The 21,998-nt window shown below is 71.8% G+C and carries 26 protein-coding genes and 2 tRNA genes; 16 read left to right on the top strand and 12 right to left on the bottom strand.

Annotated features, from left to right (window positions below):
- Nucleotides 1-33: 33 nt before the first annotated feature.
- The 3 genes from QSK26_RS23275 to QSK26_RS23265 form a co-directional block, all read right to left on the bottom strand.
- Complete coding sequence (locus tag QSK26_RS23275; RefSeq protein ID WP_285777346.1) at nucleotides 34-870, bottom strand: ABC transporter permease; 837 nt, start codon at nucleotides 868-870, stop codon at nucleotides 34-36.
- Nucleotides 867-1,781 (bottom strand): ATP-binding cassette domain-containing protein, encoded by a 915-nt coding sequence (locus QSK26_RS23270; protein WP_285777345.1) that lies wholly within the window; start codon nucleotides 1,779-1,781, stop codon nucleotides 867-869. The genes QSK26_RS23275 and QSK26_RS23270 overlap by 4 nt, the downstream gene beginning before the upstream one ends.
- A 152-nt stretch (nucleotides 1,782-1,933) precedes the next feature.
- Nucleotides 1,934-2,056 carry a hypothetical protein gene (locus QSK26_RS23265; protein ID WP_285777344.1) on the bottom strand — a complete coding sequence of 41 codons (123 nt, stop codon included), beginning with the start codon at nucleotides 2,054-2,056 and terminating at the stop codon, nucleotides 1,934-1,936.
- A gap of 218 nt (nucleotides 2,057-2,274) precedes the next feature.
- Here QSK26_RS23265 and QSK26_RS23260 point away from each other — a divergent pair, with 218 nt between their 5' ends.
- Entirely contained in the window at nucleotides 2,275-2,511 is a 237-nt protein-coding gene (locus QSK26_RS23260) for a hypothetical protein (protein WP_285777343.1), read from the top strand.
- 485 nt (nucleotides 2,512-2,996) lie between these two features.
- Here the strand turns inward: QSK26_RS23260 and QSK26_RS23255 are convergent, their stop codons facing one another.
- Nucleotides 2,997-3,713 (bottom strand): GbsR/MarR family transcriptional regulator, encoded by a 717-nt coding sequence (locus QSK26_RS23255; protein WP_285777342.1) that lies wholly within the window; start codon nucleotides 3,711-3,713, stop codon nucleotides 2,997-2,999.
- Nucleotides 3,714-3,942: 229 nt separating this feature from the next.
- Between QSK26_RS23255 and QSK26_RS23250 the strand changes: the two genes are divergently transcribed.
- From QSK26_RS23250 to QSK26_RS23240, 3 genes are all read left to right on the top strand, one after another.
- Nucleotides 3,943-4,773: an oxidoreductase gene (locus QSK26_RS23250; RefSeq protein ID WP_285777341.1), complete on the top strand. Its 831-nt coding sequence runs from the start codon at nucleotides 3,943-3,945 to the stop codon at nucleotides 4,771-4,773.
- Between the two features lie 73 nt (nucleotides 4,774-4,846).
- Nucleotides 4,847-5,389, top strand: a complete 543-nt coding sequence (locus QSK26_RS23245; protein ID WP_285777340.1) for an ATP-binding cassette domain-containing protein — start codon at nucleotides 4,847-4,849, stop codon at nucleotides 5,387-5,389.
- A 73-nt stretch (nucleotides 5,390-5,462) separates the two neighbouring features.
- Complete coding sequence (locus QSK26_RS23240; RefSeq protein ID WP_285777339.1) at nucleotides 5,463-6,374, top strand: efflux permease Rv1217c-related protein; 912 nt, start codon at nucleotides 5,463-5,465, stop codon at nucleotides 6,372-6,374.
- Between the two features lie 50 nt (nucleotides 6,375-6,424).
- On the opposite strand, the gene QSK26_RS23235 is transcribed toward QSK26_RS23240, so the two are convergent.
- Nucleotides 6,425-7,336 carry a hypothetical protein gene (locus tag QSK26_RS23235; protein WP_285777338.1) on the bottom strand — a complete coding sequence of 304 codons (912 nt, stop codon included), beginning with the start codon at nucleotides 7,334-7,336 and terminating at the stop codon, nucleotides 6,425-6,427.
- Nucleotides 7,333-7,629, bottom strand: a complete 297-nt coding sequence (locus tag QSK26_RS23230; protein ID WP_285777337.1) for a hypothetical protein — start codon at nucleotides 7,627-7,629, stop codon at nucleotides 7,333-7,335. The genes QSK26_RS23235 and QSK26_RS23230 overlap by 4 nt, the downstream gene beginning before the upstream one ends.
- Before the next feature lie 108 nt (nucleotides 7,630-7,737).
- Between QSK26_RS23230 and QSK26_RS23225 the strand changes: the two genes are divergently transcribed.
- Nucleotides 7,738-8,694, top strand: a complete 957-nt coding sequence (locus QSK26_RS23225; RefSeq protein WP_285777336.1) for a class I SAM-dependent methyltransferase — start codon at nucleotides 7,738-7,740, stop codon at nucleotides 8,692-8,694.
- On the opposite strand, the gene QSK26_RS23220 is transcribed toward QSK26_RS23225, so the two are convergent.
- The 3 genes from QSK26_RS23220 to QSK26_RS23210 form a co-directional block, all read right to left on the bottom strand.
- The gene (locus QSK26_RS23220) at nucleotides 8,648-9,205 is read right to left on the bottom strand and encodes a DUF1707 SHOCT-like domain-containing protein (protein ID WP_285777335.1); all 558 of its coding nucleotides are present in this window, start codon (nucleotides 9,203-9,205) and stop codon (nucleotides 8,648-8,650) included. The genes QSK26_RS23225 and QSK26_RS23220 overlap by 47 nt on opposite strands.
- 62 nt (nucleotides 9,206-9,267) lie before the next feature.
- The gene (locus QSK26_RS23215; protein ID WP_285777334.1) at nucleotides 9,268-10,383 is read right to left on the bottom strand and encodes a hypothetical protein; all 1,116 of its coding nucleotides are present in this window, start codon (nucleotides 10,381-10,383) and stop codon (nucleotides 9,268-9,270) included.
- Nucleotides 10,384-10,470: 87 nt separating this feature from the next.
- Nucleotides 10,471-10,890 (bottom strand): LysR family transcriptional regulator, encoded by a 420-nt coding sequence (locus QSK26_RS23210; protein WP_285777333.1) that lies wholly within the window; start codon nucleotides 10,888-10,890, stop codon nucleotides 10,471-10,473.
- Nucleotides 10,891-10,992: 102 nt separating this feature from the next.
- On the opposite strand from QSK26_RS23210, the gene QSK26_RS23205 reads away from it, so the two are divergent.
- Nucleotides 10,993-11,394 carry a carboxymuconolactone decarboxylase family protein gene (locus tag QSK26_RS23205; protein ID WP_285777332.1) on the top strand — a complete coding sequence of 134 codons (402 nt, stop codon included), beginning with the start codon at nucleotides 10,993-10,995 and terminating at the stop codon, nucleotides 11,392-11,394.
- 69 nt (nucleotides 11,395-11,463) lie between these two features.
- Here QSK26_RS23205 and QSK26_RS23200 read toward each other — a convergent pair whose 3' ends face one another.
- On the bottom strand, nucleotides 11,464-12,078 hold the full coding sequence (locus QSK26_RS23200) for a hypothetical protein (protein ID WP_285777331.1): 615 nt from the start codon (nucleotides 12,076-12,078) through the stop codon (nucleotides 11,464-11,466).
- Between the two features lie 159 nt (nucleotides 12,079-12,237).
- On the opposite strand from QSK26_RS23200, the gene secY reads away from it, so the two are divergent.
- On the top strand, nucleotides 12,238-13,551 hold the full coding sequence (secY, locus tag QSK26_RS23195; RefSeq protein ID WP_285777357.1) for a preprotein translocase subunit SecY: 1,314 nt from the start codon (nucleotides 12,238-12,240) through the stop codon (nucleotides 13,549-13,551).
- Between the two features lie 110 nt (nucleotides 13,552-13,661).
- On the opposite strand, the gene QSK26_RS23190 is transcribed toward secY, so the two are convergent.
- Both QSK26_RS23190 and QSK26_RS23185 read right to left on the bottom strand, forming a co-directional pair.
- Nucleotides 13,662-14,306, bottom strand: coding sequence for a response regulator transcription factor (locus tag QSK26_RS23190; protein WP_285777330.1), 645 nt, complete (start codon nucleotides 14,304-14,306; stop codon nucleotides 13,662-13,664).
- Nucleotides 14,307-14,647: 341 nt separating this feature from the next.
- A complete protein-coding gene (locus QSK26_RS23185) occupies nucleotides 14,648-16,528 on the bottom strand; it encodes a sensor histidine kinase (RefSeq protein ID WP_285777329.1) in 1,881 nt (626 codons plus the stop codon).
- Between the two features lie 341 nt (nucleotides 16,529-16,869).
- Here QSK26_RS23185 and QSK26_RS23180 point away from each other — a divergent pair, with 341 nt between their 5' ends.
- From QSK26_RS23180 to QSK26_RS23140, 9 genes are all read left to right on the top strand, one after another.
- Entirely contained in the window at nucleotides 16,870-17,460 is a 591-nt protein-coding gene (locus QSK26_RS23180; protein ID WP_285777328.1) for a C40 family peptidase, read from the top strand.
- Nucleotides 17,461-17,536: 76 nt separating this feature from the next.
- Nucleotides 17,537-17,770, top strand: a complete 234-nt coding sequence (locus tag QSK26_RS23175) for a transposase (protein WP_285777327.1) — start codon at nucleotides 17,537-17,539, stop codon at nucleotides 17,768-17,770.
- An 83-nt stretch (nucleotides 17,771-17,853) separates the two neighbouring features.
- A tRNA-Thr gene (locus QSK26_RS23170) sits at nucleotides 17,854-17,926 on the top strand.
- A 140-nt stretch (nucleotides 17,927-18,066) separates the two neighbouring features.
- Nucleotides 18,067-18,140, top strand: a tRNA-Met gene (locus tag QSK26_RS23165).
- 76 nt (nucleotides 18,141-18,216) lie between these two features.
- Complete coding sequence (rpmG, locus tag QSK26_RS23160) at nucleotides 18,217-18,381, top strand: 50S ribosomal protein L33 (RefSeq protein ID WP_093169131.1); 165 nt, start codon at nucleotides 18,217-18,219, stop codon at nucleotides 18,379-18,381.
- Nucleotides 18,382-18,730: 349 nt separating this feature from the next.
- Entirely contained in the window at nucleotides 18,731-19,180 is a 450-nt protein-coding gene (locus tag QSK26_RS23155; RefSeq protein ID WP_285777326.1) for a MaoC family dehydratase N-terminal domain-containing protein, read from the top strand.
- Nucleotides 19,177-19,605, top strand: a complete 429-nt coding sequence (locus tag QSK26_RS23150; protein ID WP_285777325.1) for a MaoC family dehydratase — start codon at nucleotides 19,177-19,179, stop codon at nucleotides 19,603-19,605. Before QSK26_RS23155 ends, QSK26_RS23150 begins: the two co-directional genes overlap by 4 nt.
- A 46-nt stretch (nucleotides 19,606-19,651) precedes the next feature.
- Nucleotides 19,652-20,731 (top strand): glycosyltransferase family 2 protein, encoded by a 1,080-nt coding sequence (locus tag QSK26_RS23145; RefSeq protein WP_285777324.1) that lies wholly within the window; start codon nucleotides 19,652-19,654, stop codon nucleotides 20,729-20,731.
- Between the two features lie 35 nt (nucleotides 20,732-20,766).
- Nucleotides 20,767-21,831 (top strand): UDP-N-acetylmuramate dehydrogenase, encoded by a 1,065-nt coding sequence (locus QSK26_RS23140; RefSeq protein ID WP_285777323.1) that lies wholly within the window; start codon nucleotides 20,767-20,769, stop codon nucleotides 21,829-21,831.
- The last annotated feature ends 167 nt before the right edge of the window (nucleotides 21,832-21,998 follow it).

Below are 21,998 nucleotides of genomic sequence, written 5' to 3'. Positions count from 1 at the left end.
CCAGAGGCAGGAAGCCCGGTCATCGGGGATAGATCAGGAGTCGCGGCGCGAGAAGCTGAGACCGGCCGCCGCCAGTGTCACGACCACATAGAACGCCAGGACCGCCGTCGCCGCGGGAGGTGACAGCAGATACGCCGAGTCCGCGCCCGCGATCTGGGGGGCGAGGTTGGGAATCAGCACCGAGGCCACCCACAGATGGACGGGCTCCGGCAGCATGTGCGCGAACATCGGCACCACCAGGGTGAGCGCCCCGATCAGCGCCACCGTCGCGGCCGTCGACCGCAGGATCGTTCCGAGTCCCAGCGCCACGAGGCCGGTGGCCAGGGTGGTGACGGCTGTGCCGGTCGCGGGCGGGACCGCCTCCCACCAGTGCGCCCAGGGATTGAGCGGCGCGGGCCGGTCGCCCAGGATGAGAACGGCGCCGATCTGCGACAGGCTCGCGAACAGTACGCCGCAGGCGAGCGCGACACAGGTGACCACCACGGTCTTGGCGGCCAGCAGCATCCGTCGCCGGGGGACCGCGACCAGGCTGGGGGCGATGGAACCGGTCGAGTACTCGGTCGTGATGGCAAGCGCACTGAGCGAACCGATGAAGAACGCCACCAACGGCATGACGGCGACGGCTGGATCGGCGCTCTCGAAGGACGCCTGCTCCTGCGGTGTGGCCTGGTCGTAGGAGCCCACATGGCTCATGATGACGACCAGGCCGATCAGGGTGGACACGGCCGCTCCGCCCGAGAGCGCCCATGCGGAGCGCATGGTCCGGAGCTTGAGCCATTCCGCCGCGACGGCGTCCAGCACGGACGCGAGCGCGGACACTTCGGCCGCGACGTTCCTCGGCGGTGCGGTCCGCGGAGTCGTGGGGATCATCGGCTCTCTCCGCCGCCGGCGCGGTAGTCGGCGGCCTCTTCGGTCATCTCCAGGTAGACGTCCTCAAGCGTGGCGTCGCGCGGCGTCAGCTCGTGGATCGGGATGCGGCGCTCGGCGGCGAGATCGCCGATCGTGGCGGTGTCGGCGCCCGTCACCGTGAGGGCGTCCCGCGGCCCGAACGACACCGACATGCCGGCGGCCCGCAGGACTCCGCCCAGTTCCAGGTGTTTCGGGGATCGGACCAGGATGTCGCGGCGGAAGCGCCTGGCGAGGTCCTCCATCGAGGACTCGGCGATCAACCTGCCCCGGCCGATGACGAGCACGTGGTCGACGGTCAGGGCCATCTCGCTCATCAGGTGGCTGGACAGCAGCACCGTCCGGCCTTCCGCGGCGAGCGTGCGCATCAGGCCGCGCACCCAGCGGATGCCCTCGGCGTCCAGGCCGTTCACCGGTTCGTCCAGCAGGACGACGCCGGGGTCGCCCAGCAGCGCCGCCGCGATGCCCAGCCGCTGCCGCATGCCGAGCGAGAAACCCCCGATGCGCCGGTGCGCCACGTCCTGCAGCCCCACCTGCTCCAGCAGCGCCATGATCCTTGCGGAGCCGATGCGGTGACTACGGGCCAGGCAGGCGAGCTGTTTGAACGCGGTGCGGCCCGGGTGCACGGCACCGGCGTCGAGCAGCGCGCCCACCTCGTGCAGCGGCCGGCTGATCTCCGCGTATCGGCGTCCGTTGACCAGGGCCACGCCGGACGTCGGGCTGTGCAGGCCGACGATGACGCGTAAGGTCGTGGATTTCCCCGCGCCGTTGGGCCCCAGGAAGCCGGTCACCCGCCCGGGGGGAACGTGAAAGGACAGCCGGTCCAGGGCGAGCGTCGAGCCGTAACGCTTCGTCAACTCTCTGACTTCGATCACGTGAACACGGTGTCAAAGCCATCCCCGCCGGCGCGTCTGTCCACGGTCGGAACTTCCGCGTATGTCCACGGTCGTACCTGGGAGGCCGCCCTGAGCCGAGGCACGCCGGCGCGGCGAGAAGTCCTGAGTGGTGGGGCTCGGCCGTCAGCCGCTCAGGAGGTGATGAGGAGGGCGAGGCCGATCAGCACCACGATGGGCACGAGCCACACCACGGCCTCGGCGGCGAATTCCTTGTACATCCCGTGACTCCCTCGGTTGGGCGTTTCGCCCAACATTGCGCAGCCGCAGGGCGACGGGATGTCTGCTGCGGCCACCTCTGGACGTAAGTTCGTATTGAACTTGAGTACGCCGTTCCGGTCAAGCGGCGCCTACCTCTGGCGAGCCGCCGGATCGGCGTCCGCACGGCGGTTTCTCATCCCGTTTACAAATCGTGATCAAAACACTACTCTCTGTGCTGACCCGTGGTTGCCCGCCCGCACAGCGAGGAGGTTCCGTGCGCACGTCCTTCCGTAACGTCGCCGCCGTAGTGATCACCGTCGGCGGCGGCATGGCCCTGTCGGCCGCGCCCGCCCATGCCATCCCCGATCCCTCGAAGATCGCAGTCCTGGAGTCCATCCAGAAGATCGACCCCGTCCTGATGGCCAACTGCACGACCGGCACGGTCGCCAACCCCGTCGGCGCCGTCGCCATCCCGCCCGAAGTCCCGCTCGCGGGCTGCCTCACACTCTGACGGCCTCCACCGATCGGCACTTCCCCCGTCACCTGGCGGCGAGGCGGACCCGTGGATGAGGAGGAGACGGGCACGTAGCATGGGACGATGCGGCCGACCGTGCACGATCGTGACGATGCGGCTGTGTGGGACGTCGCACGACCGGCGCGGCCCAGCCGGGTGCCCGGTGTCACCATGGCCGGGTTTCGCGACCTTGGCAGGACCCCGGCCGGCCTCCGGCTGATCCCGCACCCGGCTGTCACGCTGGCCCTGGTGTTCGGCGCCCGACGGCGGCTACGCCGACCAGTCCCATCTGCATCGGGACGTCGTGGCGTTCACCGGCGTGACCCCCGCGACCGTGGCCGGCGAGCCGTTCCTCGCGGTGGACGACATCGCCTGGGCCGGCCAGGGGACACACCTCTAGCCGCCTGTCACCGGCCTGCCCGGCAGTCGCGGGAACGAGCCCCTCGGGCCGGCGTGCCTTCCGAAGCCGGCAGGGGCGCCCGCTACGGCGCGCGGTCGGCGTTCCTGGTGGCGGGGGAGACGGTCTGCCGGTAATGCTCGGCCGCCGCGGCCATGTCGTCGCTGAGGAGCCGGAAGAACCGGCTCGCGGTGTGCAGCCGGTGGCCGGCCGGGGTCTGGACGCCGAGGACGTCCACGCCTTCCCGGACGGCGTCGGCCCACAGCGCCATCGACCGGGTGCCCACCAGCCACGCCCGGTACCAGACCTCCTCGTCGATCAGGTACCGCTCACGCCGGCTGTCACGCTCGCGTTTGACCAGCCCGACCTGCTCCAGCCAGCCGACCCCCTTGGAGATCGACGCGGGGCTGACCCGCAGCCGTTCGACCAGGTCGGCGACGGTCATGTCGCCGGCGTCGCTGGTGAACAGGCAGACCAGCACCCTGGCGGCCATCGGCGGCATCCCCGACATCACCGCGGTGAGCCTGTCCTCGTACTCCCGCACCGCCCGGGGGTCACGCCCGCCGGTGTCCGCGGCGGCCGGCGCGCTCAGCGGCGGGCTCGGCCGGCGGCGGGCGCGCCATCCGGTCGCCTGCTGCGCCCGGGCCGCGCGGTAGCCGTACGGACCGCCGTTGCGTGCGATCTCGCGGCCGACGGTGGACCTCGGCCGGCCCAGGCGACGGGCGATCTCCGCGTAGCTGAGACCTTCGGCCAGCCCTTCGGCGATCTTGCGGCGGTCGTCGTACGTCAGATGGCCTCCCACACGCACAAGTATGTCCGCCGGCGACAGCGTGTTGCGTTTGCCGACAACGTCGTTGCGCCAACGATGCGGCTCTGACCTGGGACGACGGCATTTCCAGCTTGCCGGATCCGAAAACGCGTCCGTAGCCTTCCCAGGTGTCCGAACGCGGCGTCGCGCACCGGCTCCCCGAGGCGCGGGCGACGCCGCCGGGACGCCAACCCCCTCGGTGAATCCCAAGGAGACCCCTGGCATGGCTGCCAAGATATGCCTCGTCACCGGCGCCTCATCCGGCATCGGCCACGCCACCGCGCTCGAACTCCTGCGCGGCGGCCACATCGTGTACGGCGGGGCGCGGCGGGAGTGGAAGATGGCCGCGATCCGCGAGGCGGGAGGTCACCCCCTGCCGATGGACGTGACCGAGGAAGAAGACCTCCAGCGGGCCGTCCGCACCATCCTGGACGAACACCGGCGGATCGACGTCCTGGTGAACAACGCGGGGACCGTCGTGCACGGCGCGGTCGAGGACACGCCGACGACGGTGGCGCGGGACCACTTCGAGGTCAACGTGCTCGCCCCGGCCCGGCTGGTCCAACTGGTCCTGCCGGGGATGCGGGAACGGCGGTCGGGCACGATCGTCAACGTGTCCTCGATCGGCGGCGAGATCGCCCTGCCGCTCGGCGCCTGGTACCACGCGTCCAAACACGCGCTGGAGGCGTTCTCCGACACGCTCCGCATGGAGGTCGGCCCGTTCGGCATCGACGTCGTCATCATCCAGCCCGGCATCATCAGGACCGAGTTCGAAGCCGGGACGGCGCGGCAACTGCGGGAGATCTCGGGAAACGGGGCCTACCGGCAGATCGCCGAGGCCATGGCACGCGTGGCGGAGACGCAGGCGCGGCTGGGCCAGGACGGGCCGGGCTCGGACCCCGGCGTCGTCGCGACGACGATCCGGCAGGCCGTCGAGTCGGCCCGGCCGGACACCCGGTACGCCGTCGGCTGGCAGGCCGAAGCCCTGCTGCACCTCAACAGGTCCTTGAGCGACCGCGAGTTCGACGCACGGGTGACCGGGGCGCTCGCCTGACCTCCCCCGCGCGCCGCCTCCCGCCGCCGTACCGGGACGACGCTCCCCACGAGACCCTTCATCGGAGAAACCCATGACCGCCGCCATCGAGACATCCGGACTCGTCAAGACGTTCGGGCCGACGCGCGCCCTGGACGGGCTCGACCTCACCGTCGACACCGGCGAGGTGCACGGTTTCCTCGGCCCCAACGGGGCGGGGAAGTCCACCACCATCCGCATCCTGCTGGGCCTGATGCGGGCCACCTCCGGCCGCACCATCCTGCTGTCCAGCCACATCCTCGCCCAGGTCGAGAACCTCGCCGACCGGATCAGCATCGTCCGGGACGGGAAGATCGTCGAGACGGGCGCGCTGGCGGACATCCGCCACCTGGGCCGGACGACGATCCAGGCCGGTACGACGACCCCGGTGACCGGCCTCCAGGATCTGCCCGGCGTCCACGACGCGAGGATCGAGGACGGCGGCGTGCGGTTCAGCGTGGACGGCGAACACCTCGACGCCGCCGTCCGGCACCTCGGCGGATTCGGCATCCGGTCGCTGGTCAGCCATCCGCCGACGCTGGAGGAGCTCATGCTCCGCCACTACGGGAAGCGCCACGGCACCGGGGACGCGGCATGACCGCCACCGTGACCCCGGCGCGCAGCCGTACGGAACCGGGACCGGCGGGCGGCCACCTGGCCGGACCGGCGCCATGGTACGGCTGGCGCTGCGCCGTGACCGGGTCAGGCTGCCGATCTGGGTGCTCGCCGTCGCGGCCCTCGTCCTGCGCTTCCACCATGCGGCCGCGACCGTCGTCGTCCCGACGCCGGAGGCGCTGGCCGAGGCCACGCAGCTGATCCGCGCCTCGTTCATGCGGGCGCTCGCCGGGCCCGTCTTCGGCGGCGGGGCCGTCACCTCGCAGAGCTACTTCCTCGCCGCCTACTGGGTCGAGTTCCTGCTGGCCGCCGCGCTGATGAACATGCTGCTCGTCACCCGGCACACCCGGGCCGAGGAGCAGACGGGCCGGGCCGAGCTCATCCGGTCGGCCGTCGTGGGCCGGCACGCCCAGCTCACCGCCGCGCTGATCGTGGCCCTGATCGGCGACGCCGTGCTCGCGGTCCTCACCGCCGTCGCGGCGGTCGGCATCGGGTTTCCCACCGGCAGCGCCCTGCTGTTCGGCGCCTCCCTCGCCGCGGCCGGGCTGGTGTTCGCCGCGGTCGCCGCGGTCACCGCCCAGATCACCGAACACCCCAGGGGCGCCAACGGGATCGCGGCCGTGGTGCTCGCCGCGGCGTGGACCCTGCGCGGCGCGGGGGCGATGCAGAGCCAGGAGGGCGGTCCGCTGTTCTGGCTGTCCCCGATCGGCTGGTCGCAGCAGACCCGGGTCCTGGCCGACGAACGCTGGTGGCCGCTCGGCCTCTCGGCTCTCCTCGCCGGGCTCCTGGTCGCGGGCGCCTACACGCTGGCGGGCCGCAGGGATCTCGGCGCCGCCCTGGTGGCCCCGCGTCCCGGCCGCGCCTCGGCGCCCGGCTGGCTGCGCTCGCCGTTCGCGCTCGCCCTGCGGCTCCAGCGGGCGGCCATCGGCTGGTGGGGTGCATCCAGGCGGCCTTCCGGCAGGTCATAGAGCAGGTGCCCACACGTGTCTCCTGAGCGATCAGCGGAGAGTTTCCCCGATCAGGCCGGCCACGGCTCAAGGCCGTTGTTCCGGCGTAGCCACTGGAGCAGGTCGTCCTCGATGCCCATGAGCTCGTCCAGGTCGCGGTGCAGATCCTTCGCCGAGTTGAAGGCAGCCAGGTTCATGTCGGAGTTGTAGTTGTTGGCCGTCAACTGGGCGCTGTCGAGCTGCCGTTCGGCCTGGTACAGGGGGTGCGACGTCGGGCTCTGCCGGAGGTAGGGCACCTGCGCGAGGTCGTCCGCGGTGAGCGTGCCGTCGTCGAAGGACGAGTTCAGCCGGGTCATCAACCGCTGCCTCTCCTGGATCACCCTTTCCGCGTTGCCCAGCGAGACCTTGGCGCCCTGGACGGTGTTGTTCACGTACTCGGCGGCCTGCGGGAACATGGGCCGGCTCGCCGCCTGCGGGCTCTGGGCGCCCTTCGTCCCGACGCGGCGCCGCACCGCCTCCGCCAGGCTGCGCATGATGTCGCCGAACTTCCGCATCAGCGGGCGGAGCGCGCCGGCGGTGCGGGTGAACACGGCGCGCAGCCGGGTCAGCAGCAGGCGGCCCGCGGGCGTGGCGGCACCGGCGGCGAGCGCGATCCCCGCCATCCCGGCGAGCACGTCCAGATGGGATCTGATCGCGTTGCTCACGCCCTCAAGGCTGCGCAGGACGCCCGCGGTGACGGAGCCGAGGTTTCCCGCCTGGAGCAGGGCGCCCACCGTGCCGGTTCCGTGCTCCTGCGCGGCGCCGGCGCTCGGGCCGCGGTTGGCGGTGGCGAGCCGGAGGGCGGACACGCCGTCGTCGGCCATCTGCCTGGACTGCCCGGCGGACCCGTCCCAGGTGTCCGCGTGCACGCCGACACCGGGCAGATCGGGCAGCCGGGCTGATCCGAAGAACCCGTAACCGGCGCCGACCAGCTGATCGCTCACCAGGCGCTCACCTGCTCGTTGGCCCGCTCGGTCGCGACATTGCCGTCGGCCATCATGACCTGCGCCGCACCGGTGAAGCCCAGCCGCTCCGCCGCCTGCCCGCTCGTCTCCAGCCAGGCGGCCATCAGCTCGGCGTAGGGACCGGAGACCTCCTCGTACGGCACCGGCGACTCCTCGCCCAGATGGCCGCGCAGCCGGGTGAGGTACGAAGCGTGCTCATCCGCCAGTTGCCCGAAGCCGCGCCCCGAGGTGTACCTGCCCTCGGCGTCGATCACCACGTCGTCGCTCGCCATCGTCCCGGCTCCCCCTGGTCCCGCCCACTTTTCCAGGGACGATACTCGCCCGTCCCGGGCCGTGATAACCGGTCCCGTCTCGTGAGCGCTTGGCCGTATTGTTCTCGGGTGGCTGACGCGGAGCGGGAGCGGTTGCGGAAAGGTTTCACGCGGGTCGCGGAGTTGTACGACCGGGTTCGGCCAGGATATCCGCAGGCGATGTTCGACGATCTTCTCGGGTCGGCCGGGCCCGGGTGCCGGGTGCTGGAGATCGGGTGCGGGACGGGGCAGGCGACGGCGCCGCTGGCGGAGTCGGGATGCCGGGTCGTCGCGGTGGAGCTGGGGGCCGAGATGGCGGCGGTGGCACGCCGCAACCTGGCGCGGTTCCCCGGGGTGGAGGTGGTGACCGCCGCCTTCGAGGAGTGGCCGTTGCCGCGGGAGCCGTTCGACGTCGTGGTGTCGGCGACCGCGTTCCACTGGATCGACCCGGCGGTGCGGGTGACGAAGGCGGCGGACGCGCTGCGGCCCGGCGGCCTGCTGGCGACGGTGGCCACCCACCATGTGGCCGGCGGGAGCGCGGAGTTCTTCGCCGAGGTGCAGGACTGTTACGAGCGGTTCGATCCGGCGACGCCGCCGGGGTTGCGCCTGACGGCCGCGGCCGGCATCCCGCGTGACGGCGAGGAGGTGCGCCGGTCGGGGCGGTTCGGGCCGGTGGCCTTCCACCGTTACGAGTGGGAGCTGACGTATGCGACCGCGGAGTACCTCGACCTGCTGCGCACCTACTCCGGTCACCTGGCCCTGCTGGCGGCGGCCCGCGACGGCCTGCTCGCCTGCGTCGGCGGCCTGATCGACGGCCGGTACGGCGGAAGCGTCACCAAGCGCTATCTGACGGAGCTGCGTCTCGCCCAGCGCACCGGCCGAGCGTCCTCCGCCGGCACGAGCATCACGAGCATGACGTGCTCGCGCTCGCCGTGCCGGACGGTCCCGGTGGACCGGAAGCCGCGTCTCTCCGGCAACCGCACCGACGGAGTGGCACGCGTCAGCGGCGCCGGATCCTCAGCCATCGGCGCGGGTGGCGGATCCTGAGGTGGCCGTAGGCGACCTCGCCGGTCACCCGGACGTGCAGTCGCCCGCGGCCCAGGCGGCCGGGGAGTTTGCAGCTCACGCTGCCCCAGGTGGTCAGCGCCTCGTCGGTGTTCACGGTCGCGCCGGGCGGCAGGACGATGGTGGCGGAGCCGTACGCGAGGCGGAGGTCGATGTCGATCACCGGGTGCTCGATGTGGGCGCCGGACAGGTCGAGCAGGACGTTGCCGTACTCGGACTCGGCGCGCAGCAGCCGCGGGACCTGCCAGTCGCCCGTCCGCCGCAGGTGCCCGCCGGTGGAGGTCAGCCGCACGACCTGATGATCGTCGGGCAGGTCGGCGACCGCCGGCGTCAGGTCGGCGCGGGACCTGGCGGTCAGGGCCCGCTCGATCCGGTCCTCCAGCTCGGCGGAGGTCAGGAATCCCTCGGCGAAAGCCTGCTGAAGCCGGGAGACGGTCCGGTCCCGGTCTTCGTCGGAGACGCGTACCAGTGGTTCCGGCAGATGATTCGGCATGGTGTCGTGGCCTGTCCTTCGCGCTGGGGCGGGCGAAACACGCTGTGACGCCAAGGATGGCGTCACTTTGACGTCAGGTTAGCACCGGGATGCGACGTCATGAAGACCCTGCCGGCCGCCCGCAGGATCAGCGCGACGCTCACGACGTAGGCGAGGGCGGCCAGGGAGGTCTGGGTGAGGATCGCCGGGAGGTACCAGGGCGGTCCGTCGCCGGCGACGACCGGGACGGGCTCACCCGACGCCCCGCCGAGCACGAACGGCGTGCCGCCCGCGAGCAGCAGCCACAGGAACAGCAGGGGAGGCCCGGCGACACCCAGCGCGACCAGCAGCGGAGCGGTGACCCCGTGCCGTCGCGCCAGACCGGCCAGAGCCAGGGCGCCCGCCCCGGCGACGGCGAGCGCCAGGGCGTACGTCCACGTCGTCCGGGTCGCCTGGTCCAGATAGAACTCGCCCGCGCCCGTGTAGTGGTCCGGGTCCCTCCGGAACGTCTCCTCGGCCTGCCGGCGCGCCTGGCCGATCGCGACGAGGTTGAGCACCGTGACCACAGCGCCGGACAGCGGCAGGAGACGCAGGAGCAGCAGCGCCGTCCCGGGAGCGGGGCGCGCCCGCCACCCGGTGGCCGCGGGCCGGGCGAGCAGGCACACGGCCGCCGGGTACGTCACGGCCGCCACGCCGAGCAGCGCCGCGCGGGCGTGGCCGTACCAGCCGGGGATCGCCGCGTCCAGCAGGTCCTCCGCGACCTCCCAGGACAGCGTGGGATACGCCTCCACCGACGACACGGCGAGCAGGCCGGCCAGGTACACCGGCGTGAGGAACCCCACCCCCAACAGCCCGGCCGCCACCCCCCGGCCCGCCGCGCCCCCCGGGGAGGCGGCCGGTGCCGAACCGCGCCACAGCGGGACGGCGACGCAGGTGAGGAGGGCCGTGGCGGCGGTGAAGAAGAGCAGGGCCGGGCGGGTGCCCGCCAGCGTCTCGTACCCGGCCAGTTCGGCGCGCGCGCCCGCAGGGAGCGCCATGCCTTCGACGTCCCGCCGCGACCGGGTCGTGGCCGACCGGAGGACCGTGAGATCCAGCAGGCAGACGGCCGCGCCGAGGAGGGCCGCCTGCGCGGGGAGTGCGAGGGCGACGGCTTTTCCCCGGGAACCGGCCGGGTGGCCGGAGCGCGCGGTGACGGGCATGGACGGGACGATGCCCGGCCGCCGGTAAGGCCGTCGTAAGCCGGTAAGGCCCCGGGAAACGGGCGGCCCTCGGCACGGCACGGTACGTCATCCCAGGTCGGTCAGGGCGCCGCGGACCCGTTCCACCAGCGGGTTCGCGTCGCCGGAGCGCCACACCAGGTGCAGGGTGGTCGACGTGCCGGCCAGCGGCCGGGGCGTCACGCCGACCCGGCGCAACGCCCGGCGCGAGTCGGGGAGCACGGCGGCCCCGAAGCCCGCCGCCACCAGCGCCAGCAGCGTCTCCGCCTCGGCGAGCACCGTGCGCGCCCGCCGGACCAGGACCTCGCCGGCGGGGGTCGGCGCGATGCCGCGGCCCGCGCGGGTGAACAGCTCGGCGCCCAGCGAGCGCTCCAGCTCGCGGAGCTGGCGGCTCAACGTCGGCTGGCTCAGGTGCAGCCGTCTCGCGGCGGCGCTGACGCTGCCCTCCCCCGCGATCGCGACCACATAGCTCAACAGCCGTAGTTCCATCCATACCTCCAGGGCATGGGAAGTATAGGAGGAGGTTCCCGGCAGACGGATTCGGATCCCGGCGGCGGCAGGATCGGGACATCACCCACTGAAGGAGACGCTATGAACCGCCAGGAACGTTACGAGCACGGCATGCGGGTTCTGGAACAGGTGGACGGCGAAGCGGGACAGCGGGTCGTCGGCTCGCTCGCCGACGTGTCGCCCGAACTGGGCCACCAGGTGGTGGCCTGGGCGTTCGGCGACATGTACGCCCGCCCCGAGCTGCCGCCGTGGGACCGGCAACTGGTCACCCTCGGCGTGCTCACCGCGCTGGGCGGCTGTGAGATCGAGCTCGACGTGCACATCAACGCCGCGCTCAACGTGGGCCTGACCGCCTCCGAGATCGCCGAGACGCTGCTGCACTCGGCCGTCTACTGCGGCATGCCACGCGCGATCAACGCCACCCTCATCGCCAAGAAGGTGTTCGCCGAGCGCGGCCTCCTACCGGTCACCAACGTGAGCTGAACCCGCGAGTTGAGCGGGGGCGTCCCGCGTTGGGGGGCGTGGCCTTCCGGCCGGTCCTGGGCGCCCGGTTCACTGGAGGCCCTGGTACCACTCGGTCAGGTCGGCAGCGGGCGGCAGCGGGCGATCCGCCGGGTAGCGGACGGCCACCAGGAAGTCGGAGACGAAGTTCGAGTAGCACACAGGGTCGGCGTCCTGGGCCAGGGCGAGCACGCTGTCGCCGTTCCGCCACACGGCCATCCGGAACTCCTCCTCCCGGTCGTCGCCGACGGCCTCCCGCTCGACCGCCGTCACCGCGGGCGGCCCGAGGATGCCGCCCACCATCTCGGCCGCGGAGTCCCACGCCAGGTCGAAGGCCGCCCTGCCCTCCTCACGGCGCAGGGTCCAGCCGTCCGGCCCGCCCCACACCTCGGCGAGGTAGTCCGCGTTCTGCTCGTCGTCGTACTCGGGGTCGTACACGCAGAACGCGGCCCACACCACCTGGTCCGGCCGGCCCGAGGCGGCGTAGTGGGTGGACCACACGACCTGCCCGGCGGCCGTCTGGTAGGAGTCGTCGAAGCCGCCCGCATACCGCCAGCCCAGGCCGGCCAGGAAATTGTCGAAGGACCGCTCGTCGCTGGGCACGGTGGCCATCCGGGCCACCTGGTGAACGACCTCGGGGGTGAGGGGGCAGATCGCCAGAGTCATCCCGGGATTGTACGGCTTCGCCCAGATCGAAGATCACTCGTCCTCCGCCGGCCGTGTACGCGAATCCGCGTAGGCCGGAAGCCGCGTCCGGGCGGATGATCCGGGCACCGGACCGCCGGAACAATCACGGCTGTGACCCACCAGCCCCGTGCGGCGACCGTGCTGAGCGTGTTCGCCCGCGCTTTCCGCACACCGGATCTGCGCAAGAAGATTCTGTTCACCCTCGCCGTGATCGCGTTGTTCCGGCTCGGCCAGTTCCTGCCCGCGCCCGGTGCGCACGTCGTTAACGTGCAGCGCTGCCTGACCCAGGCGCAGACGGGGGACAACGCCGGTTTCTACCAGACGGTGCAGTTCTTCAGCGGCGGCGGAATGCTGAAACTCTCGGTGTTCGCGCTCGGCATCATGCCGTACATCACCGCGAGCATCGTCATGCAGTTGCTGGCGGTGGTGATCCCCCGGCTGGAGGCGCTGAAGAAAGAGGGGAGTTCCGGCACCGCGAAAATCACGCAGTACACCCGCTATCTCGCGGTCGGCCTCGCCGTGCTGAACGCGGCGACACTCGTCGCACTGGCCAGAACCGGCGGCATCTTCCCCAACTGCCCGCACCCGCTGCTGACCGGCCAGGACCTCATGACCGTGGTCACGCTGGTGGTGACCCTGACGGCGGGGGCGGCCGCGGTCATGTGGCTCGGCGAGCTGATCACCGAACGCGGGGTCGGCAACGGCATGTCCCTGCTGATCTTCACCCAGGTCGTCGCCTTCTTCCCGGCCTATCTACTCGGAATCCTCCGGCAGGACGTGGTCGCCTTCGTCACGATGATGGTCGTCGGCGGATTCCTGGTCGCCGCCGTCGTCTTCGTCGAACAGGCGCAGCGCCGCGTCCCCGTGCAATATGCCAAACGCATGGTCGGCCGCAGAATGTACGGCGGAAGCAGCACCTACATCCCGCTCAAGGTCAACCAGGCCGGGATCATCCCCGTCATCTTCACATCGTCCCTGCTCTATCTGCCGCAACTCGCCGTGGGATTCCTCGACGGCGGGCAGCCGAATCCGGTGACCGGCTGGATATCGGCCTACCTCGTTTCCGGTGACCATCCCGTTTATGTTTTCACGTATCTCACGCTCATCGTGGCGTTCACGTTCTTCTACGTGTCCATCACGTTCGACCCGGTCGAGGTCGCGGACAACATGCGGAGGTTCGGGGGGTTCGTCCCGGGGATCCGGCCCGGCCGGCCGACCGCCGAGTACCTCGGCTACGTGCTCAACCGGCTGACCGCGCCCGGCGCCGCCTACCTCGGCGTACTGTCCGTCATCCCGATCATCGCCTTCGTGCTGCTCGGCGACCCGCAGACGCAGCAGAACTTCCCGTTCGGCGGCGCGAGCATCCTGATCATGGTCGGCGTGGGCCTGGACACCGTGAAACAGATCGAAAGCCAACTCCAGCAACGCCACTACGAAGGCTTCCTCAGATAAACCCGCCTACCCGCCGGACCGCTCCCGGCTTTCCGCCGGTCCCTCCCCGGCGGGCCGCCGGGTCTACCCGGGCGGTCGCAGGGCTTCCCGGGCGGGCCGTCGTGGCCGGGTCACCGCCCGGGGATCGTCAGCCCGGCTCGTACGGCGAAGACCACCAGCTGGGCGCGGTCGCGGGCATGCAGCTTGACCATGGCCCGGCTGACGTGCGTGCGCACGGTCTGCGGGCTGAGCACCAGCTCCCGGGCGATCTCGTCATTGGAACGCCCGGTCGCCACCCAGGCCACCATCTCCCGCTCCCGGGGCGTCAGCTCCTCAAGCCCCGCCACCGGAGCCATCCCGTCGGCCACGTGCCGACCGAACATGCCGATCACCCGCCGGGTCACCGAAGGCGACAGCAGCGCCTCACCCGCCGCCACCACCCGTACGGCCTGGGCCAGCTCCGCCGGCGCGTTGTCCTTGAGGATGAACCCGCTGGCCCCCGCCTGAAGCGACTCGAAGACGTACTCGTCGAGCTCGAACGTGGTCACCACCACGACCTTGGTGCCGCGCAGCTCGGGCTCGGCCGAGATGGCCCGCAGGGCCTGCACGCCGTCCATGCCGGGCATCCGGATGTCCAGCAGCAGCACATCCGGCCGGGTCTCGCGCACCAACTCCACCGCGCCGCCCCCGTCCCCCGCCTCCCCGACCAGCTCCAGGTCGGCCTCCCGCTCGATGAGCACCCGCAACCCCATCCGGACGACCTCCTGATCGTCCACCACCGCCACCCTGATCGGCTCCCCACCCACACCACCGCCCCGCGCGTCCGCAATCACGCGGCGACCCCGACGTCACGGCTCACGGATGCGCCCCAGGGACCGAGGGCACGGCGGCTCTTCGAAGAGCTCTGATCACCGGGCTCTTTCGGGGGACTCTCATCACGGGGTTGGTTTGCGGGGCTGATCACAAGGTTCTTCCGTGAGGCTCTGGTCACGGGGTTCTCCCGTGGGGCTCTGGTCGCGAGGTTGGTTTGTGGGGCTCTGTTGCGGGCTGGTTTGCGGGGCTCTGGTTACGGGGTTCTTCCGCGGGGCTCTGGTCATGGAATCGCCTTGGGGGGTCGTCACGCCGTCGCCTTGGGGAAGCGGGCGACCACCCGGAAGCCGCCGTCCTCGCGCGGGCCCGCGGTGAACCCGCCGCCGGCCGCCTCGACCCGGGCGCGCATACCGGTCAGGCCACGCCCCTCGGCGAGCGTGCCGCCCGGCACCCCGCGCCCCCGGTCGGCTATCTCCACGACGAGGTCGCCCGACCCGGCCGCCCGCGGCTCGTGCGCCACCCGGACCACGGCTCTGGTCGGCCCGGCATGCCGCAGCACGTTGGTCAGCGACTCGCGCACCACCCGGTACACGGCGGCGTCCACGTGCGCATGCGGCACCCCGCCCAGCTCACCCACCTCCAGCTCCACCGGAAGCCCGCCCGCCCGCACGGCGTCCACCACCTGCCGCAGATGGCGCAACCCCGGCTCGCCCCGCACGGCGTCCGCTGCCGCTGTTGCCGGCACCGCTGCCCCTGCCCCTGCCGTTGCCGTTGCCGTTGCCGTTGCCGGGGACGGGGACGGGGACGGGAAGGGGGAGGGGGACGGGAGCGTCGTGTTCGTCGTTCGTGCGGGGAGTGGGTGCATCGTGTCGAGGGCGGCTCGGAGTTCGGCGAGGGCTCGGGTGCTCGTCGCGCGGATCGCCTCCAGCGACTCGCGCGCCTGCTCCGGCTGCTCGTCCAGCATCATCAGCGCGATCCCGGCCTGCATGGCGATGGCCGCCAGCCCGTGCCCGGCCACATCGTGCACCTCACCCGCGATCCGCCGCCGCTCCTCCAGCACCGCCCGCACCGCCACCTCACCCGCCCGCACCGCCTCCTCATCGCCCCGCACCACCACTTCGCCCGCCCGCGCCGCTACGACGGAGACTCCGGTCCCCGCTGTCGCTTCGTCCGCCCGCGCCTCCTTGTCGGCCTGCGTCGCTGCGGCGGAGACCCCGGCCAGCGACGCGACCTCCGTAGCGCTCTGCGGGACGTTCGCCACCCCTGCCGGGGTTTGCGTCCGGGGCGTGGCCTCCGCCTGCCGTGTGCGTACGGGAGTGAGGGGGGACGGGGCTCGGGGCGGGGTGAGGCCGGCTGCGGCTGAGGGAGTGTCGCGGTGGGCGGGTTCGGCGGCCGGCGGGCGGACCTGCGCCGGGCCGCCGAGGGACCAGGGAACGGCCAGCCAGCCGGACCACGCGAGGACCAGGATGACCGGCACGTCGCCCACCCGGGTGAGCCTGGGCATCGTGGCGGTCCACCGTGTCCCACCAGGCGCCCGCCACCGGGTCACCGCGAAGCCCACCAGGGCGCCGCAGACCAGCGCGGGCCACGACGTGTGCCCCAGAACCATCAAGATCGCCGAAGCGCCCCCCGCGAAGGCGGCGAGCGGCGCCGAACGCCACCAGGCGACCACCCCGCCGACCGCCACGACGGATGCCGGCACCCAGCCCGGCCACAGCCCCTCGACGGCGGCGAGCGAGCCGAAGGCGGCCACCAGCCCGATCACCGCCGCGAGCAACGCGTCAAGCCCGGCCGTCGCCGCAGTGAGCCCGGAGTCCCGCCCCGTCGCCGCCGTGGATGGCGTGGTGTCGTACCTCGTCATCGCCATGGAGGGCGCGGTCATCGCCATGGAGGGCGCGGTCATCGCCATGGAGGGCGCGGTGTCCCGCCCCGTCGCCGCCGCGGATGGCACGGCGTCGTACCTCGTCATCGTCGTGGTGAGAGTGCTGTCCCGCGCCGCCACGGTCGCCGCCGGGAGCTCGGTGTCGTGACCGGTCGCCGACGTGGTGAGCGTGGTGTTGTGATCGGTTGCCGTCGTGGTGGGCGGTGTGTCGCGTTCGGCTCGCACGGTGGGCGGGCTCGCGCCCGGCACCTGGCGGGCGGAGCGCCCGGCGTGCCGGTGGGTGCTCGGATGCGTGTGCTCGGTCACCTTCCCCCACGGACGCGATCAGCGAGGTCGGCGGGCCCACACTCCCGCGAGCGCCGAAGCTCTTCTCCCGTAGCAGTAGCCGTGATTCTAGCGAAACCACCCCCACACCGGCGGCACCCCGCCCCCACCTTCGTCCAGACGCACCCCCGCCCCACCCACGTGAAGGCGCGCCCCCACCCTCGCGGCGGTTCGGCCCTCCTCTCAAAGCGTGGTGGGACCCGTGGCCCCGCCGTCGAGGCTCGACGGCTCTTCCGCCATCAGTGATCCATCAGGTGTCCAGTGGCCCCGGAAGGAAGCTGTGGAAGCAGCGGTATCGCCTGTCATGACGCAGAATCCGAAAGGTGAGGAGAATCGTCCGGGCGGTGCTGGTGGGAGTGGTCCTGCTGGTGTGTGCCGTGGCGGCGGTGCCGCAGGTGGGCAGGGTGCCGGACTGGGAGGGGCGGCTGACGTCGGCGGCGGCGCTGGCGTACGCGGTGCGGGACGGGCAGGGGCTGCCGGGGTGGGACGGCGGCCGGATCCCGTACTCGTGGGGCGGCGGGCACGCCGCGTCGCCCGGCCCCTCGCGCGGGACCTGCCTGGGCTACAGCGGGTCGATCCGGCCCTGCCCGGCGGCCAGAACGGTCGGGCTCGACTGCTCGGGGCTCGTGCGCTGGATCTACGACCTGGCCTTCGGGCAGGACGTGCTCGGCATGGGCACCACCGACGACCACCTGCTCCGGCTGCGTCAGGTCGCGTCGCCGGACGTGCTGCCCGGCGACCTCGTCTACTACGGCAAACCCACCGGCGACGGGCTGCGCACCCACCACGTGGGCATCTACGTCGGTGACGGCAAGATGATCAACGCCCTGCGCACCGGGACCCGGGTCCGGCTGGACGACGTCACCGTGCTGCGCGACCTCATCGGGTACTACCGCCTCAAGACCGCCTGGTAGCGCTGGTGCGCCCGATCGGTACGGGACGGGTGTCGCCTGGTGAAACTGTCGGGGCGCGGTCCTAGTCTGTCCCCTCGTGAACAGCCGATTCGTGGGTCCCGACGGGATAGAGATCACTCCTGGCGTCCTCGCAGGTCATCAGGTCCTCCGGCTGCACAGGCACGGCCGGCTGATCGCCGAGTGCGTGTCCGTCGCCGAGGTGGCCCGGCACGTCGATCTGGCCGATCTGTGTGAGGTGATCCCTTTCGCCCGGCGGGAGGCCGTCCACACCCGGCGAGAGGCCGTGATCGGCGCCTCCTCCGCCCCGTGATTCCGATTCGCATCAGCCCAGAGGGCCGTGTATGGTTACACCTGTCCGCAGCGCGAAGCGCAAAGCAGAGCGAAGCGAGACAGGCCCCTTTAGCTCAGTCGGCAGAGCGTCTCCATGGTAAGGAGAAGGTCTACGGTTCGATTCCGTAAAGGGGCTCGACCGCTCTTAAGCCCTGACCAGTGGTTGGGGCTTTTGGCTTGGGTGATTCTCACTCGGTCACGCGATTCGGCCAGGTGCGCAATACCCGCATGGGTCGGGTATCCTTGCGTAGCTGGTCGATTTCGACGCATCTACCAGGCGGAGTAGCTCAGTCAGGCAGAGCAAGCGGCTCATAATCGCTGTGTCGCCGGTTCAAGTCCGGCCTCCGCTACTACCCTGCCGGGCCCCCACGAGGGTGGCCTGGCCTGGGTTGTCCATCAGTCCCGAACGTAGAAAGGCACTCCCACGTGGCTGCCACCGACGTAAGGCCGAAGATCACGCTGGCCTGCCAGGAGTGCAAGCACCGCAACTACATCACGCGGAAGAACCGGCGCAACGACCCGGACCGGCTTGAGCTGAAGAAGTACTGCCCCAACTGCAAGACGCACCAGCCTCACCGCGAGACCCGCTAAGCGCTTCTCCTCCGGTCGCCCGCCGAAGCCGTATGTGGGGGGCAAGGCGGGCGCGACCGGTGTCGGCGCTCCGGGATTCCGAGCTGCCGAGCGTTATTTCACCGTGTCCGGCCGAGGTGTGTCCGGCCGGGCTGTCCGGCTGGCTGTGACGTCCCGGCCATCCGGCCGGAGATCACTTCTGTGTCAAGGCCGTCTCGGCAGAGTCAAAACTCCGGCGGCCGGGCCGACGCGGGCCCATAGGTTGTGGGCGGCCGGTCGGGGCAGATCCCTGGTGAGGGGCGGGTCGACGCCTGCGCTCTGTCGCCGTCGGCCTCAGCAGCTCTCGTATCCCCGAAGGAGCCCCGAGACGATGGCCCTGAACCGCGATTTCGTCGGCCGGACGTACCAGACGTCCAGCTCCTACGAAGTCAGCCGCGTGAAGATCAGAGAGTTCGCGGCGGCGATCGGTGACAACAACCCGATCTACCGCGACCGCGAGGCGGCCCACGCGGCCGGCCATCCCGACGTCATCGCGCCGCCGACCTTCCCCATCGTGTTCACCCTCGCCGGTGCGGGCGAGGCGCTGGCGGATCCCGAGCTGGGGCTCAACTTCGCGATGGTGGTGCACGGCGAGCAGCGGTTCGAGTACGCCAGGCCCGTGCGGGCCGGTGACGAGCTGCTCTGCACCTCGACGATCACGGACATCCGCAGCATCGGCCGCAACGAGGTGCTGACCGTCAAGAGCGACGTCACGACGCTGGACGGCGAGCACGTGTGCACGACCTACAACACCATCGTGGAGCGGGGAGGCGCGGCGTGAGCGCGACGGTCAGGTACGACGACGTCGAGGTCGGCCTGGAGATCCCCGCCGCCGACTACCCGGTGCGCCGGGTCAGCCTCGTCATGTACGCGGGGGCGTCCGGCGACTTCAACCCGATCCACTGGAACGAGCGCTTCGCCAAGACGGTCGGCCTGCCGGACGTGATCGCGCACGGCATGTTCACCATGGCGCAGGGCGGCCGGTTCGTCACCGACTGGGCGGGCGACCCCGGCGCCGTGGTGGACTACGGCGTGAAGTTCTCCTCCATGGTGGTCGTCCCGGACGACGACCAGGGCGCGACCGTCACCGTGAGCGGTGTGATCGAGCAGAAGCTTGAGGACAAGCGGGTGGTGGTCGCCCTGACCGCGCGGTCGGGTGACTCCCGGGTGCTGTCCAGGGCGCGGGCCGTGGTCCAGCTCGCCTAGCCTGACGGTCCTTTTAACGCCGGTTCGCGTGGGTAGCGTGACCAGGGTGAGCGAAGCGACTGAGCCACCGAGGCATGTCACCGGGCTCGCCGAGCAGCGGGCCAAGGCACGAGCGGAGCGCGATTTCGCGGCGGCGGACGTGTTGCGGGCGGAGATCGAGGAAGCGGGCTGGCTGGTCCACGACACCGCCGGCGGGTTCGAGCTGACGCCGAAACCGCCGTTCGAGGTGTGGCCCACCGTGGCCGCGCTCCCGGTCTCCGCGGCCGTGGACCCGCCCCCGGCGGCGGAGGAGGAAGAGGAGACCGGCGAGTCCCCGGGCACCGAGGCGATGGTCGCCTCCCAGGTGCTGTGGGACGCGAGCCTGGCCGTCTCCCGCGTCAACGAGGCGGTCGGCGTGGCCGGCGGCACCCAGGAGTATGCGAAGAGGCCCACGCCCGACGTGACGGTCGGGCTGGTCGTGGACGGCGGACCGGCCGAGCTGCGCAAGTGCGTGGACGCGCTGATCGCGCACACCGACGCCGGGATCCTCGCGCTGGACCTCGGCGACGTCGAGGGCGCGGGCACCGTGCTGCACGAGCTGGCCGCCGCGCACCCGGGCCGGATCCGGGACCTGCACGTCGCCGAGCGCCCGCACTGGCGGGACGGCTCGGCGGGCTGGGGCGCGAGCCGTACGAAGCTGTTGCGGATCGACACGGCGGACGTGCATGTGGTGCTGGAGACCAGCACCGTCCTGGACGGCGACGCCGTCACGCCGCTGGTCGAGGCGGTGCGGGCCGGGGCGACCGCGGCCGGCTGGCGCGGCGCGGAGCCCGGCGCGGAGGGGGAGTGGCACGACGCCGGACCCGGCCGGGTGCGCGCGCTGCGCGGCAACCTGTTCGCGGTGAGGCGTTCCGCGGCGCTGGAGGCGGGCGGCTTCCCCGACCGCGCCTTCTTCCACCGGCACGCCGACCTGGAGTTCTCCCTCACCCTGCCGGGGGAGCTGGTGGTGCCGGAGGCGAGGCTGCCGGTCCACCAGGAACGGGGCCGCGACGACGTCGACCAGGCGTACGAGGACCGGGAGTCCCGGCGTACTCATGACCGCGTGCTGAACCTCCTGCGCACGAGCGGACCCTCCCGCACGCCGTAGGCTGGCCTGACCCTACCGGCGTGTGAGGAAGATTCATGACCGAGCGTTTGTCGGGTGTGCGGCTGGCGCCGTACACCACGTTGGGGCTGGGCGGACCGGCCGGGGCGTTCGTCGAGGCGGGTACGGCGGGTGAGCTGGCCGCCGAGGTGCTCCGGGCCGACCGGGCCGGCGAGCCGGTGCTCGTGCTGGGCGGCGGCAGCAACCTGGTGGTGTCCGACGCGGGCTTCGACGGCCTCGTCGTGCGGGTGGCCTCGCGCGGTGTCGAGGTGGCGGACGCCGGGGACCGCGTGCTGGTGACGGCGCAGAGCGGCGAGGACTGGGACGCGCTGGTGGTCCGGAGCGTGGCCGAGGGATGGGCGGGCATCGAGTGCCTGTCCGGCATCCCCGGCCTCGTCGGCTCCACCCCGATCCAGAACGTCGGCGCGTACGGCCAGGAGGTCGCGCAGACGATCATCCGGGTCCGGGTGCTGGACCGGGTCACCGGCGAGACGCGGGAGATCGACGCCGCCGGGTGCGGGTTCGCCTACCGGCACAGCGCGTTCAAGGCCGACCTCGCCCGTTACCTCGTGCTGGACGTCACCTACGCGCTGGAACGCGGCACCGGCTCCGGCCCGGCGCTGTCCGGCCCGATCGCCTACAAGGAACTGGCGGCCAGGCTGGGCGTCGCGCTCGGCGAGCGGGTGCCGGTGGCCGACGCCCGCCAGGCCGTGCTGGAGCTGCGCAGGTCCAAGGGCATGGTGCTGGACGCCGCCGACCCCGACACGCGCAGCGCCGGATCCTTCTTCACCAACCCGGTCCTCCGCCCCGACCAGGCCGCCGAACTGGAACTGCGCGCCTCCGGCTTCCCCCGCTGGGAGAACCCGGACGGCACGGTGAAGGTCCCGGCCGCCTGGCTGATCGAGCAGGCCGGCTTCCCGAAGGGGTACGCCCGCGGCCCGGTGCGCATTTCCACCAAGCACACCCTCGCCCTGACGAATCCCGGAATGTCGGGCAGCGCGGACGACCTTCTGCTGCTGGCCCGCGAGGTGCGGGACGGCGTCGCGGAGAAGTTCGGCGTCACACTGGTCAACGAGCCGATCATGGTGGGCCTGGCTCTCTGAGGTGAGCCTGGCCCTCTGAGACGACCGCCTGCGGGCTGCCCCCGACCGCCCGCGGACTGGTCTCGGGCGGCGGGAAGGTGAATTTTCCGGGACTCCGTACGGGGTGCGCATAATCGGGCGGCTGTGTGTCAGTGGGAGTCCATGGACTCACACATCGCGCGGTCGGC

Source organism: Microtetraspora sp. NBRC 13810 (assembly GCF_030268685.1).
Lineage (GTDB): Bacteria > Actinomycetota > Actinomycetes > Streptosporangiales > Streptosporangiaceae > BSRQ01.
This window is presented reverse-complemented; position numbering and strand designations above follow the sequence as displayed.

Bases quoted from the DNA above. Each gene is read 5' to 3' on its own strand.
- QSK26_RS23205 (WP_285777332.1), top strand. From the start codon at position 10,993: ATGAACCGCCAGGAACGTTACGAGCACGGCATGCGGGTTCTGGAACAG.
- QSK26_RS23240 (WP_285777339.1), top strand. From the start codon at position 5,463: ATGGTACGGCTGGCGCTGCGCCGTGACCGGGTCAGGCTGCCGATCTGG.
- QSK26_RS23265 (WP_285777344.1), bottom strand. From the start codon at position 2,056: ATGTTGGGCGAAACGCCCAACCGAGGGAGTCACGGGATGTACAAGGAA.
- QSK26_RS23210 (WP_285777333.1), bottom strand. From the start codon at position 10,890: ATGGAACTACGGCTGTTGAGCTATGTGGTCGCGATCGCGGGGGAGGGC.
- QSK26_RS23215 (WP_285777334.1), bottom strand. From the start codon at position 10,383: ATGCCCGTCACCGCGCGCTCCGGCCACCCGGCCGGTTCCCGGGGAAAA.
- QSK26_RS23200 (WP_285777331.1), bottom strand. From the start codon at position 12,078: ATGACTCTGGCGATCTGCCCCCTCACCCCCGAGGTCGTTCACCAGGTG.
- QSK26_RS23230 (WP_285777337.1), bottom strand. From the start codon at position 7,629: ATGGCGAGCGACGACGTGGTGATCGACGCCGAGGGCAGGTACACCTCG.
- QSK26_RS23220 (WP_285777335.1), bottom strand. From the start codon at position 9,205: ATGCCGAATCATCTGCCGGAACCACTGGTACGCGTCTCCGACGAAGAC.
- QSK26_RS23155 (WP_285777326.1), top strand. From the start codon at position 18,731: ATGGCCCTGAACCGCGATTTCGTCGGCCGGACGTACCAGACGTCCAGC.
- QSK26_RS23245 (WP_285777340.1), top strand. From the start codon at position 4,847: ATGACCGCCGCCATCGAGACATCCGGACTCGTCAAGACGTTCGGGCCG.
- QSK26_RS23140 (WP_285777323.1), top strand. From the start codon at position 20,767: ATGACCGAGCGTTTGTCGGGTGTGCGGCTGGCGCCGTACACCACGTTG.
- QSK26_RS23275 (WP_285777346.1), bottom strand. From the start codon at position 870: ATGATCCCCACGACTCCGCGGACCGCACCGCCGAGGAACGTCGCGGCC.
- QSK26_RS23250 (WP_285777341.1), top strand. From the start codon at position 3,943: ATGGCTGCCAAGATATGCCTCGTCACCGGCGCCTCATCCGGCATCGGC.